Annotated in this window: 18 protein-coding genes; 7 read left to right on the forward strand and 11 right to left on the reverse strand. The window is 41.1% G+C overall.

From position 1 onward, the window contains the following. The first annotated feature begins 41 nt into the window (after positions 1–41). The 4 genes from F2B13_RS13780 (at position 42) to nadD (ending at position 3,064) form a co-directional block, all read left to right on the forward strand. Entirely contained in the window at positions 42–854 is an 813-nt protein-coding gene (locus tag F2B13_RS13780) for a 3-keto-disaccharide hydrolase (protein WP_394348972.1), read from the forward strand. Positions 855–966: 112 nt separating this feature from the next. Beyond that, on the forward strand, positions 967–1,824 hold the full coding sequence (locus tag F2B13_RS13785; RefSeq protein WP_149274060.1) for a YicC/YloC family endoribonuclease: 858 nt from the start codon (positions 967–969) through the stop codon (positions 1,822–1,824). Between the two features lie 28 nt (positions 1,825–1,852). Further along, entirely contained in the window at positions 1,853–2,464 is a 612-nt protein-coding gene (gene gmk / locus F2B13_RS13790; RefSeq protein ID WP_149274062.1) for a guanylate kinase, read from the forward strand. Between the two features lie 15 nt (positions 2,465–2,479). Next, positions 2,480–3,064 carry a nicotinate (nicotinamide) nucleotide adenylyltransferase gene (gene nadD / locus F2B13_RS13795; protein ID WP_149274064.1) on the forward strand — a complete coding sequence of 195 codons (585 nt, stop codon included), beginning with the start codon at positions 2,480–2,482 and terminating at the stop codon, positions 3,062–3,064. 9 nt (positions 3,065–3,073) lie between these two features. Here the strand turns inward: nadD and F2B13_RS13800 are convergent, their stop codons facing one another. From F2B13_RS13800 to F2B13_RS13815, 4 genes are all read right to left on the reverse strand, one after another. Further along, entirely contained in the window at positions 3,074–3,469 is a 396-nt protein-coding gene (locus F2B13_RS13800) for a hypothetical protein (protein WP_149274066.1), read from the reverse strand. 139 nt (positions 3,470–3,608) lie between these two features. Next, positions 3,609–4,037: a hypothetical protein gene (locus F2B13_RS13805; protein ID WP_149304437.1), complete on the reverse strand. Its 429-nt coding sequence runs from the start codon at positions 4,035–4,037 to the stop codon at positions 3,609–3,611. A 182-nt stretch (positions 4,038–4,219) separates the two neighbouring features. Then, entirely contained in the window at positions 4,220–6,517 is a 2,298-nt protein-coding gene (locus tag F2B13_RS13810; protein ID WP_149274071.1) for an inorganic phosphate transporter, read from the reverse strand. Positions 6,518–6,594: 77 nt separating this feature from the next. Continuing rightward, positions 6,595–7,800 (reverse strand): porin, encoded by a 1,206-nt coding sequence (locus F2B13_RS13815; protein WP_149274072.1) that lies wholly within the window; start codon positions 7,798–7,800, stop codon positions 6,595–6,597. A 395-nt stretch (positions 7,801–8,195) separates the two neighbouring features. Between F2B13_RS13815 and F2B13_RS13820 the strand changes: the two genes are divergently transcribed. Next, positions 8,196–8,555, forward strand: a complete 360-nt coding sequence (locus tag F2B13_RS13820; RefSeq protein ID WP_149274074.1) for a toxin-antitoxin system YwqK family antitoxin — start codon at positions 8,196–8,198, stop codon at positions 8,553–8,555. Positions 8,556–8,651: 96 nt separating this feature from the next. Here the strand turns inward: F2B13_RS13820 and F2B13_RS13825 are convergent, their stop codons facing one another. Continuing rightward, positions 8,652–9,050, reverse strand: coding sequence for a carboxypeptidase-like regulatory domain-containing protein (locus F2B13_RS13825; protein ID WP_149274077.1), 399 nt, complete (start codon positions 9,048–9,050; stop codon positions 8,652–8,654). Between the two features lie 219 nt (positions 9,051–9,269). On the opposite strand from F2B13_RS13825, the gene dgt reads away from it, so the two are divergent. Beyond that, positions 9,270–10,613: a dGTP triphosphohydrolase gene (dgt, locus tag F2B13_RS13830; protein ID WP_149274079.1), complete on the forward strand. Its 1,344-nt coding sequence runs from the start codon at positions 9,270–9,272 to the stop codon at positions 10,611–10,613. Between the two features lie 69 nt (positions 10,614–10,682). Here the strand turns inward: dgt and F2B13_RS13835 are convergent, their stop codons facing one another. Together F2B13_RS13835 and F2B13_RS13840 are read right to left on the reverse strand one after the other, a co-directional pair. Then, positions 10,683–11,879: a DUF3078 domain-containing protein gene (locus tag F2B13_RS13835; protein WP_149274081.1), complete on the reverse strand. Its 1,197-nt coding sequence runs from the start codon at positions 11,877–11,879 to the stop codon at positions 10,683–10,685. Further along, positions 11,872–13,644 carry a 1-deoxy-D-xylulose-5-phosphate synthase gene (locus F2B13_RS13840; RefSeq protein WP_149274084.1) on the reverse strand — a complete coding sequence of 591 codons (1,773 nt, stop codon included), beginning with the start codon at positions 13,642–13,644 and terminating at the stop codon, positions 11,872–11,874. The genes F2B13_RS13835 and F2B13_RS13840 overlap by 8 nt, the downstream gene beginning before the upstream one ends. Positions 13,645–13,714: 70 nt before the next feature. On the opposite strand from F2B13_RS13840, the gene F2B13_RS13845 reads away from it, so the two are divergent. Continuing rightward, positions 13,715–14,164 carry a nucleoside deaminase gene (locus tag F2B13_RS13845; protein WP_149274086.1) on the forward strand — a complete coding sequence of 150 codons (450 nt, stop codon included), beginning with the start codon at positions 13,715–13,717 and terminating at the stop codon, positions 14,162–14,164. Positions 14,165–14,271: 107 nt separating this feature from the next. Here the strand turns inward: F2B13_RS13845 and F2B13_RS13850 are convergent, their stop codons facing one another. The 4 genes from F2B13_RS13850 to aspS all read right to left on the reverse strand — a co-directional run bounded on the left by F2B13_RS13850 (position 14,272) and on the right by aspS (position 18,488). Next, positions 14,272–14,466, reverse strand: a complete 195-nt coding sequence (locus F2B13_RS13850) for a cold-shock protein (RefSeq protein ID WP_149274088.1) — start codon at positions 14,464–14,466, stop codon at positions 14,272–14,274. 93 nt (positions 14,467–14,559) lie between these two features. Continuing rightward, positions 14,560–14,811 (reverse strand): cytochrome b family protein, encoded by a 252-nt coding sequence (locus tag F2B13_RS13855; protein WP_149274091.1) that lies wholly within the window; start codon positions 14,809–14,811, stop codon positions 14,560–14,562. 83 nt (positions 14,812–14,894) lie between these two features. After that, positions 14,895–16,610 (reverse strand): chloride channel protein, encoded by a 1,716-nt coding sequence (locus tag F2B13_RS13860; protein ID WP_394348973.1) that lies wholly within the window; start codon positions 16,608–16,610, stop codon positions 14,895–14,897. A gap of 129 nt (positions 16,611–16,739) precedes the next feature. Continuing rightward, a complete protein-coding gene (gene aspS / locus F2B13_RS13865; protein WP_149274096.1) occupies positions 16,740–18,488 on the reverse strand; it encodes an aspartate--tRNA ligase in 1,749 nt (582 codons plus the stop codon). Positions 18,489–18,519: the final 31 nt, after the last annotated feature.

The raw sequence follows: 18,519 nt of genomic DNA on the forward strand, positions 1-18,519 counted from the left end.
TGGTTCGGAAGGCTTTACCCCTAATCCAATAAATTTTAGATATGAAAATAGTGTATAGCTGTCTTTTTTTGTGCTCAACTATGTTTTTTTATGCACAGGAAAGGATCGATGAAGAAGCAGTCGGTAGATTAAAGAATGGTGTTATTGTTCATGAAGAGTTTTCAGGAAAGGAACCTACCAAACCGGAAGCCACGGAATTTTATGAACCAAAGGTGCCAAAAGTTACGCCAGGGGTCAACGGTGAACCGCCAAGCGATGCTGTTGTTTTATTTGATGGTAGTAGCCTTGAGAATTGGGTTTCTTCACAAGACACTCTCCAAGCTGCCCCTTGGCACCTTTATGGAGGGGTAATGACGGTAAAGGATAAATCTGGGGACATTCAGACCAAGCAGCATTTTGGAGACATACAATTACATATTGAATGGCGTTCACCATTGCCGGTACAAAGCGATTCCCAACATAGGGGAAACAGTGGGATATTTTTGAATGGACTTTATGAAGTGCAAGTTTTAGATCAGAATAACAATCCGACCTATGTCAATGGACAGGTGGGTTCGATTTACAAACAACGTACACCTTTAGCATTTGCCTCAGTGCCCACTGGCGAATGGAACACCTATGATATTATCTACCATGCACCAAAGTTCAACGCCCAAGGGGGAAAGACTAAATCGGGTACCGTTACGGTCATTCACAATGGCGTACTCATTCAGGACAATACCGAAATAAAAGGAACTACGGAGTATATCGGATGGCCCAAGAACGATGCGCATGGCAAGGGGCCCATTAGGTTGCAGGATCATGGAGACGATAGTCGTGTAAGTTATCGCAACATCTGGTTGCGGGAACTCTAAGAACTTTTTTCGTCTATGTCCATGTACACTTTGGTTATAAAGGGTAGCCCTAAGTAGAAGATTCAAAACGAACTACCATTTTTAAGTACCTTTGCCGAAATTCTAATAAGCGATGATTCAATCAATGACCGGTTTTGGTAAGCATGTCATACAACTTCCAACTAAAAAAATTACCGTTGAGCTCAAATCGCTCAATAGTAAAAGCCTCGATTTAAATGCACGTATGCCATCGGCCTATCGAGAGAAAGAACTTGAACTTAGAAAGACCATCGCCACATCTCTAAATAGGGGTAAAGTCGATTTTGGACTTTATGTAGAGTACACTGGAGACGAAACCTCAGCAGAAGTCAATCAAATGGCCATAAAGAGCTATATGAAGCAGTTAAGGTCAATTGCCGATGGTGATGATTTACGATTACTTGAAATGGCATTGCGAATGCCCGACGCTCTTCAAACCGAACGAGAAGAAATTGACGAAGATGAATATAATTCGATTCAACAGGCCCTTGGTCAAGCGTTAAATGAAATCAATGATTTTCGTTCTGAGGAAGGACGTGCTTTAGAACAAGATTTTACAAAAAGGATTACAAATTTACAGGGTCTTTTGGAGCAGGTCGAAAAAATGGATCCTGCCCGCCAGACTGATGTACGTGAGCGTCTTGAACGGGCCGTTTCGGAGATAAAGGCCGAAGTCGATGCGAATCGTTTCGAACAAGAATTGATTTACTACCTTGAAAAGTATGATATTACGGAAGAAAAAGTGCGTTTGGCGAACCATTTGACTTACTTTATAAATACGTTGAAATCGGATGATTCCAATGGTAAAAAGCTCGGGTTTATTTCCCAAGAAATCGGTCGTGAAATTAATACGATCGGTTCTAAGGCCAATTATGCCCCTATGCAGCAGTTGGTAGTGCAGATGAAAGATGAACTCGAAAAAATAAAAGAACAAATGCTCAACGTTCTTTGAGCACGCAAACAGCTTGAAACCAATTATTATGAAGGGCGGTAAACTTATCATCTTTTCTGCACCGTCAGGAAGCGGCAAAACTACTATTGTGCAGCATCTATTGAGACAATCTGAGCTGAATTTGGCATTTTCGGTGTCCGCAACCTCACGGCCACGGCGAGCCAAGGAACAACATGGAAAGCATTATTATTTCATGTCGATTTCCGAGTTTAAGAACCATATTAAGAATGGAGATTTTTTAGAATGGGAAGAGGTGTACCGCGATAATTTTTATGGCACCCTTAAGAGCGAAATTGAGCGCTTATGGGGCGAGGGTAAAAATGTAATCTTCGACATTGATGTGGCAGGGGGCCTACGTATCAAGCGAAAATTTCCAAAGGAAACCTTGGCGGTCTTTGTAAAGCCACCGAGCATAGATGAGTTAAAAATACGACTGAAAAAGCGCAGTACGGAAAGTGAGGATAAAATTAATATGCGTATCGCAAAGGCTTCTGTAGAGTTGGCTACGGCACCCCAATTTGACAAAATTATCAAGAACTATGATCTCGAGGTGGCCTTAAAGGAGTCTTACAACCTTGTTTCCGAATTTATTGCAGCTCCTAATTCTAGTGAAAACTCGGAGACTAAAAAATTAGATTAGACGGTATATAAGCAGGTGAAAAAAGTCGGACTTTATTTTGGAACTTTTAATCCGATACATATCGGCCATATGGTTATTGCGAATTACATGGTCGAGTTCTCAAGTTTAGACGAAGTTTGGTTCGTAGTAACACCTCAGAGTCCTTTTAAGAAAAAAAGCACCCTGCTCAAGGATAACCATCGATATCAAATGGTTTTTGAGGCTACAAAAGATTTTCCGAAATTGAAGCCCTGTAACATCGAGTTCGATCTACCTCAACCTAACTATACGATAAATACCTTGGTTCATCTTGGTGAAAAATATGGTAAAGACTACGATTTTTGCCTGATTATGGGGGCCGACAATCTTAAAAGCTTCCATAAATGGAAAAACCATGAGGTTATTTTGGAAAATCACGATATATACGTTTACCCTAGAATATCTGAGGGTAAAGTAGCACATCAATTTAATGGGCACCCCAAAATTCATGAGGTGGAGGCACCCATTATGGAGATATCGTCGACTTTTATTCGGAAAGCACATAAAAAGGGAAAGAATATACGAACAATGCTAACGGACAGTGTTTGGAAATATATGGACGAGATGAACTTCTATCGGTAACTTTTGCGGTTAGTCTTTAGGTATTAATTCTTTTGCCCACTCAATTGCTTGCTCGAGAGTCGTGAAGTTTCTGGCCGGCCTCAGCATGAAGGCTTCTTCCATCTTGGCAATTTCATGGTTGATACTGTCATATGTGACAGTGGCATATCCTACCAAGTTGGGAAACATGGCCACGGTTTTGAAATGATGGGTTGGATTGAACGAGTAGGAGTTAATACGATTGGTAATGTAGACGAAAGGCGTTGTATTTCCATAATATTCTTTCGCCAGCTGCAACATTTCGGTCGCATTTTCGATGGAAAATGCGATTCCTTCCTTCACTTCGGCAACCATATAGTTTTTAAAAAAATGGAACGTGCCTACCTCTAATTCGTGTTTTTTGATTAATGTCTTGTCGAAATCCATAAAACAACGTAAGAAAATACATCGTAAAAGATACGACTTACTTAACGGAATTTCAACGGATTCCGGGAGATTTTTGTTTTCAAGATGGTATAAAATTGAATTGAAGAGTGATGTAAGAGCTTATTCTGGCCTACCTAGCCTAGCGTAAGGGCGACGTAGGAATATGCGTACCAATGAGTTTTTCCGCCCAAATGAAAGCTTCCTCCAAATCGTAAAATACTGAAATCGGCCTTTTTATAAAGAGCTTTTCCAAGGAGGCAAGCATCCTTCTGTATCTGTTGGTGGAAACGATAGCGAACCCAATAAGGTTAGGAAACATAGCGACAATTTCACCGTATGCCACTGGGTCGAAGGAGTACGAATTGAGACGGTGCGAAATATAGATAACGGGGGTTTTACTATTGTAAATCTGTTGAGCGTATTGAATCGGTTCCTCAAGCTTATCCTTGGTTGCATGGATACCTTCAGCAAGTTCGCTCACTACGACATTCGTGTAAAATGAAAATTTGCCGATAGCCCATTGCTGCTCGACGATTAATTTTTGATTTTCATGTGCAATAGATGCCATTTAATAGTGTCTCTCGGAACAAGATACGATTTTGACCGATTCGACTTTTCTTAGAATCAACTATTTTACAAAAAATCGACCATTTGTGAAATGAATCCGACGAAATGCCTGCAACGTATAAAAAGGGTCAAATAGAGGCTGCTTGGGCAAAATGAAGAGGAATTTTATCTGATAGCACGAACTCAACCTAGGTCTTCAATTCTAGCTGGAATAATGCTATCATCATGTTCTTTATAATACATCTCGAGAAGATCGATGATTGCCTTCATCAAGTCTTTGGTTTCAAGAAGAAGAGAGAAGTACAAAGTGGTATTTTTTGGACTCGATTCTTCAGTACGCGTCCGTGCCACCTGTTTTTCAATTTTCTGCGAAACCAAATCGAATAGTTCTTGTTTTCGTTCAAGTGCATTTCCAATTTGTTCGAAAGAACGATCATCAAAAGCTTGCCGGGTATTGTCAAATATTTCTTCTAGCTTCTGGTTAATCTCCTTGAGTTCCTTGATCTGGTTGTATTTCAGTTTTTTATGATTGTTGTGTACATGCTTATGGCTGACTTTACCGATATATTCTAAAGATTGGGCAATATCGGTCAGGTGACCCAAAGTGTTGATATAAAAATTACTGGCACCGACACTAGCCTCATCGAGGTTCTTAATAAAGTAGAAAATATGATCGCGTAGTTCATCGATTTCGGCCGAAAGCTTGGAACCTTGTTTCTTATTTTTCTTCAATTGATCTAAGTCGTGCTTGGCCAAACCATTAATAGAATTCGTATATATTTTTTTACTGCGTTTCAAGACATTCGAAATGTTATGGGCACTCTCTTCTATGACGCCCTGAATCGAACTACTCTCTGCCTTTCGCAGGCTGTCTTCTGCCCGAATTTCCTTCGATTTTTTGTTATATGAAATATAGTTGCGTGCCAATATTAGAATTGCTGCAAATAAGAGTACTGCGATGGCGGCCCCTTTCCCGAAACTAATAATCGCTAAAATCGTGCCGGCAGCTATGAACGCAATGATTGCCGTACCAAACCACCCGCCGATAACGTTCAATACGCCTGCAACTCGGTATACGGCGCTTTCAGCGCCCCATGCCCTGTCGGCCAAAGAAGTGCCCATGGCCACCATGAAGGTGACATAGGTGGTCGATAGAGGTAGCTTATATGAAGTTGCGATAGAAATTAAAATACCGGCAACCATAAGGTTAACGGCGGCACGCACCATGTCAAAAGCCGGACCTTCATAGGTTTTTTCTCTTGCCAAAGCAATAACAGGTTTCTTAAATCGGGACGTCAACCTTTGATTTAGTGAATCTGGTAACAATGATGTTGTGACCTGTGATAGGCTTATGGCCAGTCTTACAATACCACGGGATAAAAAATTAGGTTGAAAACGCTCCCTTGCCTCGCCTTCCCGAGCCAAGTTTATCTCGGTGTCGGCAACATACCTTGCTTTTTTTGATAACCACAAGGTGGTCACCATTATTACGCCGGAAATGAAGAGAAGAAATGTTTGGGTCGGCACTTTCGATGCCAGCACGTCCATACTGAATTCGGTGGCTTCAACACCAGAGGCGAGCCATGCCTGATAAGACTGCCATGCTGCAATAGGCACACCTATAAAATTGACCAGATCATTGCCGGCAAATGCCAAGGCGAGGGCAAAAGTACCTACCCCAATGATCAGTTTATAAATGTTGGTCTTGAAAAAGGTCATTAAAAGAAAAGAGACGATTGACCATAACAAGAAGTTCGTAGTCACCACGCTTAACCATCGGGATTCCAGAAAATCTTTGATGGTAACATTTCCGATGATATCGAAGCTTTGCTCTGCGAATGCCGTTCCCTTGATTCCTTTTAACAAAATGAAGTACGTCATGGCAGATAGGGCAACACCACCGAAGAGGGCGCCCATCCATTTTGCTTTTTTTTCAAAATTGAAGGTAAGCAGTAAACGGGAAACCCATTGTACAAGCGCGCCAATAGAAAAGGCCACTACGACCGAAAGTAAAATGCCCAAGATGATTTCCGTTGCTTTTGAATTATTGATGTAATTGAAAACATCGGTAAAATTTCCGTTGTCCGCACCAATTTTAATCAAAGCCATGGCCACCGATGCACCCAATAATTCAAAGACGATCGAAACAGTTGTTGAGGTCGGCATACCCAATGTATTAAAAAAGTCGAGCAAGAGTATATCGGTAATCATTACGGCCATGAAAATGAACATAATCTCATTGAAATAGAATTCACCAGGATTAAAAATTCCCTTTCGTGCGACCTCCATCATACCACTTGAAAAGATAGCTCCCAATGCAATTCCGGCGCTGGCCACAATCATGATGGTCTTAAAAGAAATCGCTTTAGAACCCACGGCGGAATTCAAAAAGTTTACCGCATCGTTACTTACGCCCACTACAAGGTCTGCAACGGCCAAAACGGCGAGGGCGATGATCATTATCAAGTAAATATTATCCATAATTTTGTCTAAAAATCAATTTGCAAATATCTAAAGTAAGCCCTAGTAGAATGTTATGTTAAGGTTATTTTTTTGGTCTAAAAATGCATGTCTATCTGAAGGCGGTACATTAATTGATCATTTTGATCGAATACCGAAAGATAACTTAAATCACTCTGTATTTTAAGTTTATGGCCCGCAATGTATTTCGAGAGGCCTATGGTATATTGGTTCCTTTGATTTACGCCCGTAATGTTCTTATCGAACTGGACACGAGTTAATCTCGCTGAGATTTCTGTATTGTTTAAGAAAAGATAGCCGGTTTGAAGATTGAAGGCATCTCCTATAAGAACAGCATCGCCTGTTGGACTTCCATCTGAATTACTAGCAATAGGTTGGTCAGCACTTCGATGCGCAAATTCGGCCATAACCGATATCCCTGAATATTTGAACATAGCGTCTATGAAAATGGTTTTAATGTCCGTCTCGTAAAATCCGTCGTCGTTCACCATATAGGCACCCAAATTACTACGTGTTTTCACTGCATTTTGATTGTAGTCGTAAGTGCCCGATAGCATAAGCTTAGGTTTTACCTGCCGTCGAAGATCGCTTCCACTATACTCATCGTTGCCTTGAAATTTTCCAAAAGGCAGAAGTTCAAGTCTTGTCGTATATTGGTGGCCGCCCAAATTTCCATTGGTAACATTTCTTCCCTCTCCTTGTGAAAATGCGAATTTTTCCCTTACCAAGAATTTTGAAGTAAGATAAAAGTAATGGTGGATTTGTACCCCCACATCACGGTCGATATTGAAACGACTGTTCAATAGAGATCGATCGACTTGCTGCAGGTTTCCGGAAGAAATAACCCTTTCTATATTTCCGGGTAGTTTGGTCTGTCCGAACCAAAGTTCGAAATTTTGATAAAAGTTCCACATAATCACCGCATCAAGAATATATCTGGGGGCATTCGCAGTGAATTCGGAAGTGCCGGACATATCACGGTTCGAAAGACCCAATTCTATCTTGTATTTCAGTTTGGGCGAATAAGCAAAACCATCAAATTTTAAGCGGGAACGCCTTATGAGAAAATTTTGTTCAGGGTTGATAAGACCCTTTTCCGAATCGTTATCCCAAGCAGCTATCCCTAAGAGTTGCATGCGCAAGCCTATTCTCATTGACCAGGTACTGTCTTTCCCTATAAGATTGAACAAGCCTTTGCCAAAATAGGATGCATGGGTCTCTTGGGAATAAGATACGAAACTGAAAGACAGTAAAAGCCCAATGGCCATATACTTGATTTTCATATAAGATATTAGTTTTTGTCGACGCAAAGAACCCAATTTAATGTTTCTTAAACGTTATGCATAATGAAATTGCCAGAAAAAAGAAGCTACCCGGAAAAAGGTAGCTTCTGAATCTCTGAAGAAATCGTCGACAAAAACTAATATCTACTAGAGATTTAATTGTTTAGGTAAGAATGCAACAAATGTCTATTTTAAATTTAAACGTATCGTAAGGCTAACTTTAATAAATTATTAAACACAAGGGCGACATTAAAACTAAACTTTTCAAGCCTAGAACACTTCTTATGTAAATTTAACGTTAAGTAATAGTTGAATTAACGTAAAATAAATATATTTGGAATGGATGGATAAGAATCACCCCTCTCTTCTGTTGCAAATATTTTAAAGGAATTGATATGAAAAATTTGATTGCTGTAATTGCCATACTGCTGATTGCTTCCGTGGGATACGGACAAAACCAGAAGGATGTTGAATTGAATAAGGAGACCAATCTATTCGAGGCTACCTATTATCATGAAAATGGAGAGATTAGTCAGACAGGTACTTTTAACTTAGCAGGTAAGTTGCATGGTGATTGGATGAGTTTTGATAATGAAGGGAATAAGGTTTCCGAAGGAACTTACAACCAAGGAGTGCGTACCGGAAAATGGTATTTTTGGAGTGATGGACAAGTCAAGGAAGTAGAGTTTGACAATAATGTGATTGCAAGTGTTATCAACAAAGAGGGTAAGGCTCCGGTAGTTACCAAAGACTGAAACCCGATAGAAATACGACAAAACAAAAAAGCTTCCAATTTAAATTGAAAGCTTTTTTATTTATTATTTTAGATACGATAGTATGAGCTTGTCATGTTAGGGAAGCCCTCCCTCGGTACTGACTATGGAAGCCATTTCCTTGGATAGCACCTTATCATCTTCATCAATTTCGTTAAGGCTAAGCGATTTGGCCTGTAACCCGGCTTCAACTCGAACTGAACTTTCTGCCCTAATCTCTACAGCAACCGTTCGTGTTTCATAGCCCAAAAAACTGATTTGTAAATCGTACTTGCCAACGGGTATATCGGAGAGTTCGAAATTTCCGTTAAAATTGGTCTTGGTCTTCCAACTTGTATTATGAAGGGACACATCCGCAAAAAGCAAGGGTTCCTCAGCCGCTTCCAAATCGACGATATTGCCTTTAATGGAGCCGGTGTTTTGCGAGAAAAGTCCTAGGGAACACAACAGTATCAAAAGAAAAATAGCGTTTCTCATAGGGTTTCGTATAACCAGCTACAAAGAAAGCTTCCCAAGGTTAAATTAGTGTTACCTAAAGATTAGTAATTGCTTTAATTAAGGTTAAATATTTGGAACGTCTCAATGTATCGTTAAGAAGGGTAATCGACCTACTACTATTTTAATTCTAGGTCTTGCAGAATTCAAATACCGTCAAATGGGTTAAAAAATGTAACTTTCGCCTTTTAAATATAGACTATGAATTGGGAAAACCTATTGTCTTTAAAACGTCACGGAGATACTCTTAAAAGGCTGAGAAAGGAACAAGATGAAACGCGCTTGGGATTTGAAGTGGACTACGATAGAATTATTTTTTCAACGGCTTTTCGCAGTCTACAGGATAAGACACAGGTTATACCCCTTTCAAAGACCGATTTTGTACATACTAGGCTAACCCATAGTTTAGAAGTATCTGTTGTGGGGCGAAGCCTTGGGCGGATCGCAGGTCAGAAAGTGCTTGAAAGGCATCCGTATTTGAAAGAGAGCTATGGCTATCGTTTTAATGATTTTGGTGCCATCGTAGCTGCCGCTTCTTTAGCTCATGATATTGGAAACCCTCCCTTTGGCCATAGTGGAGAGCAGGCGATAGGGGAGTACTTCAAGAATGGTAACGGTAGGCGATATAAAGAAAAATTGACTGCAAAGGAATTCCAAGATCTTATTGATTTTGAAGGAAATGCCAATGGATTCAAATTATTGACAGAATCAAGAGAAGGAGTTTTAGGCGGGCTCCGTTTGAGCTACGCTACTCTTGGTGCTTTTATGAAATATCCAAAGGAGTCCTTGCCAAAAAAACCCACGCCTCATATCTCCGATAAAAAATTCGGGTTTTTCCAATCGGAAAAAGTTGCTTTTCAGGATATTGCGATGGAACTGGGCTTGGTTCAGACGCGTATAGGAGAGCATATCGCCTATTGCAGGCATCCCTTGACCTTTCTTGTCGAAGCGGCGGACGATATTTGTTATACCATCATCGATTTTGAAGACGGTATAAATCTTGGCTTAATTCCCGAAGACTATGCCTTGGAGTTTCTGATAAAGTTGGTGAAGGACAATATCGATACCAAGAAATACAATAGCCTTCAGCTCAAGGAAGACCGGTTGAGCTATTTAAGGGCCTTGGCTATCAATACCCTGATCAGAGATGCCGTGCGAATATTTGTTGAGAATGAAGAGGCTATCCTGCAGGGCGATTTTGAAACTTCACTTCTGGATAAAAGTACTTACGGTGCACAAATAGATGATATCATATCAATTAGTGTTGAAAAAATATACCGATCGGTAGAAGTGTTGGAAAAAGAAATCGCCGGCTATCGCATTATTGCCGATATACTTGACTTCTATTGTAGTGCGCTAATACACCATAAAGAGGGGAAAGCCTCAAATTATGATAGATTAATGGTGCAAATGTTACCCCAAAAATTTCGTAATTATGAATTGAACACGTATGATATTTTATTGAGTATATGTTGTTACGTGGCAAGTCTCTCCGACAGTGCGGCAATCTTGCTTCATAAAAAAATTCTTGGGCTTGAACTTTAGAGGGTAAATTTATTTTACCAAATAACTGAAGCAGAACCCTCATAAAGGTTCTTGAGGACTATAAATTACCTAAAAATTATAGGACACACCAACCCCAAGCAGTTGTTTGAACTGAATTCTGGGTTCCCCTTCGTCAATGACTACCCCTTCATCATTCTTTTGCTCATTAAAAAGAATGTCGTCGTCGTACATAATATGTGTGCCTATCGTTGTCAATATATACTTGTTTACTTGAAGGTCAAAATTCAGTTCCCAGTCTACATCGACATTCCCAAACCTTCGCAAGTAATCGGTATATAAACTTAGACGATGTTTTAATAACATGTTTTCCATTACAGAGGTCTGATATTGATTAGTTACCAAGAACCCAAATTCCAGAAACACCTTTTCCCCAGGTTCTATAACATTGCCGTTGGTGTCGTAGGTGGCTTTTTGCACCCCGAAGGCTCCTCTATTGGCCAAGTCTTCATCAAGTACAAAGGTGGCCTTTTGTGTAATTGGTGAAATATATAAATTGAATCTTTGATCTTTGGTGATATACGAAGTTCCTGCGCCCAAAAAGGAATAACCAGGAGCCATAAATCTCGAAATGGGCGTGCTCCTGTCAGGATATTTATACCCATTGGAAAACTGGGTATTGAAATTCGCCTTGACAGAATAGTACCAATTACTTATGGTATCTCTCTGAAAACCGAAGGTAGAGCTAAAGCGAATCGCATCATCGGTTTTCCGAAGCTTTTGGCCTTCTTGGATATTCAGACCATACCGCATTTCCAAATTATTGTCCCATTGTATGTAACGGAATTTATAATTACGCTCGAAGCGCGCATTTCCGAGGGCGGAAATGGAGTTGTTTCCTCCAGCATTCCAATTGACAAAAGCCACTTCGCTGAAATTAGCACCCAGTTTGTTGACGTTGGTCCAAAAGGAAGGAACCCGAAATCGATTAGGCTTCTCACCCAAGGCCTTTGTACGGTTGAATGAAATAATAGGGTTCATTAAATCTACTCCCCTAGGAACAAACTTTATCTGGTCTTGAACTTTGCGTATGACTACCGTATCGACGACTGTTGTGTCAATTGCGATAGTGGCCACACTATCGATAACCACGGTTCCCAGGCTATCGATGACCACACTGCGCAGACTATCGATAGCTATCGAGTCTATTTTACGGGTGGGCGGTAGTGAATCGACCTCCTGTGCCGACAACGAAAAACCGTTAAAAAGAAAGGAGAAAAGTAGTACTAAAAGCAGGTTGTTATTCATGAAGAAGCACTTTTATTTGGTTTTGAATGGTTGTTATATCGATTGCAGCCAGGCTGTAGAGCTCATTAATCGTGCCGTGTTGCAAAAATACATCATCAACACCTAAAATAATAGGATGCTGTGACCATCCTTTCCTGTTGGCGAATTCCAACACGGCACTCCCAAAGCCGCCGTTGATACAACCGTCTTCGACAGTAATGATTTCTTCATAGCGATCGAATATATAGGCGAGCCGCTTTTCATCCAATGGTTTGATGAACCTCATATCATAATGTCCGACTTTTTCGTTGTTCTCAAGGCCATTTATAGCTTCAGAGACCGCATTGCCGATATGACCTATGGACAGAACGGCAATCTTCGTTCCTTTTCTTATCTCGCGTGAACTTCCTATTTTGATTTTTGTAAAAGGTAACTTCCATTGGTCAAGAACGCCTCTCCCGCGCGGATATCTTATCGCAATTGGATGTGACAATCCTTTTTGAGCGGTATACATGATATTCCGCAGTTCAACCTCGTTCATCGCAGCGAAAATAATGAGGTTTGGAATGCAACGCAAGTACGCCATATCGAAAAGGCCATGATGTGTAGCGCCATCTTGGCCTACGAGACCTGCCCGGTCAAGGCAAAAAATAACGGGTAAATTCTGAAGCGCAACATCGTGTATGACTTGATCATAGGCTCTTTGCAAAAATGTGGAATAAATAGTACAAAATGGTATCAAACCTTCGCAGGCCATTCCGGCGGCCAAGGTCACCGCATGTTGTTCCGCAATTCCTACATCAAAGGCCCTCTCAGGAATTTCCTGCATCATGAATTTTAAGGAGCTTCCGGTCGGCATTGCCGGGGTAATACCTATTATTTTTTCATTCAGATGGGCAAGCTCTACGAGAGTAAGCCCGAACACATCTTGATATTTAGAAGATTGTTTGCCGCTATTGTTGTGTTGAAGTTCACCGGAAAATTTGTCGAACTTCCCTGGCGCATGATAGACGACCTGGTCTTCTTCGGCCTTCTGAAGCCCTTTGCCCTTCGTTGTTACTATATGTAATAACTTAGGGCCCGAAATAGATTTTTGACGTCGGAGTTCTACCAGAAGGGTATCTAAATTATGCCCGTCAACGGGTCCTGTGTATTTATAATTCAGGCATTCAAAAAAATTCTCTTCTTTCGCCATGCCCTTTTTCAATTGGCTCAGATAGTGTTTAAGTGCTCCTACGCTGGGATCGATTCCGATGGCATTGTCGTTAAGTACGACCAATACATTGGTATTGGTCGATCCCAGATGGTTAAGGGCTTCAAATGCCATACCGCTCGCTATTGATGCATCACCAATGACCGCGATATGCTGCCTTTCCGTTTCCCCGCTTAAGTTTGCCGCAATGGCCATACCTAATATAGCGGAAATCGAAGTAGAGCTATGACCGGTACCAAATGCGTCATACTCACTTTCAGATCGCTTGGGAAAGCCGCTGATACCGCCTAACTGTCGGTTGGTGTCGAAAATTTCCTTTCTACCGGTTAAAATTTTATGACCATAGGCCTGATGACCCACATCCCAAATGATTCTGTCGAACGGCGTATTATAAACATAGTGTAGGGCAATAGTAAGCTCAACAACCCCGAGACTGGCACCGAGATGACCTTCTTTTGTAGAGACAATATCGATGATAAATTCACGAAGTTCTTTGGTAAGCGCTAGAAGTTCTTTGGAATTCATCTGGCGGATGTCCTTTGGAAATTCGATACGGTCAAGGTATTTTGTCATCGCAGGCAAAAATACGCCAAATCATTTTTGAGATTGCTGTTCGATGTACAAAAGTTGTACTTTTGAGTTTATGCTGTTACCTTTTGACGATACCTATTTTATGAAAAAGGCTTTGCAAGAGGCCGAGACCGCTTTTGAGAAAGGAGAAGTACCCATCGGTGCGGTAATTGTGGTCGATCAGCGGATTATAGCCAGAGGGCACAATCTCACCGAACGGCTTACCGATGTTACCGCGCACGCCGAGATGCAGGTGATAACTGCTGCCTCAAATTTTCTTGGAGGAAAATATTTACGTAATTGTACCCTGTACGTTACTTTAGAACCTTGTCAGATGTGTGCCGGGGCATTGTACTGGACCCAGATTTCGAAAATTGTATTTGCAGCGAAAGACCCGCAGCGTGGCTTTAAGGCAATGGGAACAAAGCTTCACCCTAAAACAGAGCTTGTAGAAGGAATATTGGATCATGAAGCAAGTACCCTACTCAAACGTTTCTTTCTTCAAAGACGTAATCTAAACTAAGTTTTTAGAATGGACAGGAAGAGATAGAACAAAAAAACCTTGAATATTTTCAAGGTTTACCGTCTTTAAAATAGAACAATTATTGATATTAAATGTACTGCTGCAAACTATCCTATCACTTGGATTTGTGCCGCCACCAAGCCTTTTCTTCCTTCCTGTTCGATGTATTCTACTTTGTCACCTTCGTTGATCTCTACGCCGTTCAGGGCTGTCGCGTGAACGAAAATGTCTTTTCCGGTTTCGTCGTTGGTAATGAAGCCATATCCTTTAGACCCATTAAAAAATTTTACTGTACCAGTCATGCCAAATTAAATTAGTTGATATATTATTTCAATCACTAATTTATAAATTTTTTGGATAGACCGATTTAAATCGAGTTATTAATTGTGTGGAAATTATTGGTTTTCAGGCTTTTCTGTCTCCTTGTTCCGCATCTTTCTTATGTTTTCTTCGTTCAACATATAGTCTTTCATTTTTTTGCCTTTACTATGTTTTATTAAGAATAGCGGCATGGCGAGCAAAAAAAGCCCAACTGTTCCGAAGCCTATAAATTTATGGGCAACTACGGTATCTTGGGTTTCAAGGGAAAAACCATAAATGATGGAGGCGAAAGAAGCCAGCGTAACGAGTATGATAAGATATTTCATTGTATAAAATTAGCAAAAGGGATTATGGGGTAAAAATATTTGGTAGTACTTCGATTCTTGTCCTCAAGAAAAGAAGGTCAAAGTTATCGTGTAAAATTAATTAGTTCACGACGATATGCGGTCAATAGTTTGGATTTTGATACAAAGCCTACATACTTCCCATTTTTAATGACCGGAAGATTCCAAGCGCCACTGTTTTGAAACTTTTCCATGACTTTTTGCATACTGTCCGTTTCAAAGAAGATATGTTCCGGGGCATTGTGCATAAAGGTGTCGACCTTAGCGCTTGTATAGAGGGAAGTGTCGAACATAAATTCTCTAATATCGTCAAGAAGCACTATTCCAACTAATGCTTCGTTGTCATCTACAACTGGGAAGATATTTCTTGTCGACTTGGCTACCGACTGATGTAGCATTTCACCTAAAGTCATGCTGGGCCGTACCGTTTTGAAGTTGGTCTCGATAACTTGGTCGAGTTTCATCAGGGTCAGTACCGACTGATCTTTATTATGCGTAAGTAAGGCTCCACTTTTGGCAAGTTCACGTGTATATATGTTATAGTCAATAGCGTTCTTGGCAATTAAATAAGAAATAGAAGCCGTAATCATCAAGGGTACGAATAGTTCATAACCCCCCGTTATCTCAGCAATCAAGAATATGGCCGTTAACGGGGCATGTAAAACTCCGGCGATGAGCCCAGCCATACCAATAAGGGTAAAGTTACTTTCTGAGACCGCAAAGCCCAAGCCTGAGTTATTGATAACCTTCGCCATCACATTGCCCAGTGCACTGCCCATCACCATCGTAGGAATAAATATTCCACCGGCACCCCCGGCTGCCAGAGTGGTAGTCATAGCCACGGCCTTGAAGATCGTAATGCCAAACAAAAGTGCGATAACGACCCAAATATGATGTGTGTAGGTATCAAACGGGGTTGTACCAAGGGCCTTGATGTGATCTCCGTGCAACAAGTTGTTGATGAAGCTGAAACCTTCACCGTAGAGTGGAGGAATAAAATAGAGCATGATACCAATAGCCAGACCCCCTACGAGTAATTTGTATTTAGGACCTTTAAGAGGCTTAAAAAGGGTGAGAATCCCAAAGTACATTTTGGTAAAATAAATAGATGCAAACGCCGTACCGACACCAAGTATAATATAAAATAGCGTGTCTTTGACCATAAAGCTCTGCGTGAGGTTAAAACTAAAAAGCACTTCATTGCCCAAGAAAAAGTAAGAGGTAAGCACACCAGATATAGAGGCCAAAAGTAGGGGCATCATCGAAAGCATAGTAAAGTCAAGGCTAAAGACTTCTACCGCAAAAATAATGGCCGCAATCGGTGACTGAAATATAGAAGCTATGGCCCCCGCGGAAGCACAGGCGATCAGTAAGGAACGAGTCTTTGAATTGATGCGGACAAACTTTCCCAAGTTTGAACTGATAGCGGCTCCAATACCGACAGCGGGGCCTAATAATCCGGTTGATCCACCAAAACCAACGGTTAGGGGAGCAGTTATCAATTGTGCGTAGATTTGTTTGGTTTTGATTATACCTTTCTTTTTAGACAGGGAATACAAAATGGACGATACCGCATTGCCCAGTTTTTCCTTATGTATAAATTTGACATAAAGATAGACCAGGGTCAGCCCGATTATGGGTAGAATAAAATAGAGCCCGTTGGTAGAGATAATGATACCTCTTTCCAAGGACGATTCGATAAAATAGGTGATGTTCTTTAGGGTGACCGAAGCAAGACCTGCCAAAAGTCCGACCAGCACGCTCATGACGTGGGTGAACATCTTATTGGAGATGTTTTTATATCGCCACTTTAGAAGTTTGGCAACCAATCTCTGTTGTCGGCTCGGCATAGCGTATTTGCTATAGTAAAGGTATTAAAATAACACTCAAAGCCCTAAACGTAGGCGTACCTAAACCGTCAACTTCAGTCCCAACTCGTCAAGTTGATTTTGGTCAATGGGTGAGGGGGCGTCTATCATTACGTCTCGGCCACTATTATTTTTAGGGAAAGCGATAAAATCTCGAATTGTTTCCTGGCCTCCTAAAATAGCGACCAATCGATCTAAACCAAATGCTATGCCCCCGTGTGGGGGAGCGCCATACTGAAATGCGTCCATCAAAAAGCCGAATTGTGCTTGTGCTTCTTCTTCGGTGAAACCCAAATGTTTGAACATGGTACTTTGCATCTCTGTATCGTGAATTCGAATGGAACCGCCGCCAATTTCGTTACCATTTAGTACGAGATCATAGGCATTGGCACGTACCTCCCCGGGATCGCTCTCTAATAGTTCAAGCTGACCGGGTTTGGGTGAGGTAAAGGGATGGTGCATGGCGTGGTAATTGCCGGTTTCTTCATCAAGTTCCAAAAGAGGAAAATCAACGACCCATAATGGAGCAAATTCTTTGGGGTTTCTTAGCCCTAAACGTTCGGCCATTTCCATACGGAGGGCACTTAATTGTGTTCTTGTTTTGGTTACTTCCCCAGAAAGTACAAAGATGAGGTCGCCAGAGCTCGCACCGGTAATTTCCGCCCATTTTTGAAAATCTTCTTGGTCGTAAAATTTGTCTACGGAAGATTTGAAACTTCCATCTTCATTGCATTTTACATATACCATACCCTTGGCCCCTATTTGGGGTCGTTTCACCCAATCGACTAAGGCATCGATTTCTTTTCTTGAGTAAGAAGCGGCACCTGGTACGGCAATACCTACGACAAGTTCGGATGAATTAAACACATTGAAATCTTTGTGTTGGGCTACGGCATTCAGTTCTCCGAATTCCATTCCGAACCGTATGTCCGGCTTATCGTTGCCGTATATTCTCATAGCATCGTCAAAGGTAATTCGAGGAAATGATGAAATTTCAACTCCCTTTATCGCTTTGAGCAAATGCTTGGTCAGCCCTTCAAATACCTTTAAAATATCTTCTTGCTCAACGAAGGCCATTTCGCAATCGATTTGTGTAAATTCGGGTTGTCGATCGGCACGTAGATCCTCATCCCTAAAACACTTTACGATTTGAAAATACTTATCCAGGCCGCCGACCATCAAAAGTTGTTTGAATGTCTGTGGCGATTGGGGCAAGGCATAAAATTGTCCTTCGTTCATGCGGCTGGGAACGACAAAATCACGAGCTCCTTCAGGGGTTGATTTTATAAGGTAGGGAGTTTCAACCTCTATAAATCCATTTTCTGCAAGATATTTGCGAACCTCCATTGTTACCTTGCTCCTAAAAATAAGGTTATTCTTTATGGGGTTCCTTCGAATATCGAGGTAGCGATATTTCATTCGTAAGTCAATCCCTCCATCTGTTTCATTTTCGATGGTGAAGGGAGGGGTTTTCGAAGTGTTCAAAACTTTAAGACTCTCTACTAAAACCTCGATATCTCCTGTGGGGATGTTCGGATTTTTTGAAGTCCGTTCAATGACTTCTCCCTCAATCTGAACGACGAATTCCCGACCTAGGTTCCTAGCTTGTTCCAAAAGTTTTGATGAAGAGCGATCTTCGTCGAAAACGAGTTGTGTAATACCATAACGGTCACGCAAATCGACCCAGACGACAAAACCTTTATCCCTGGTCTTGTGCACCCATCCGGATAGGGTTACTTTGGTCTCGATATGGGACTCGTTCAGTTCTCCGCAAGTGTGGCTTCTATACATGAATGCTTTTAGATTTGAACGGCAAATGTAA

Source organism: Pareuzebyella sediminis, assembly GCF_008367235.1.
Lineage (GTDB): Bacteria > Bacteroidota > Bacteroidia > Flavobacteriales > Flavobacteriaceae > Pareuzebyella > Pareuzebyella sediminis.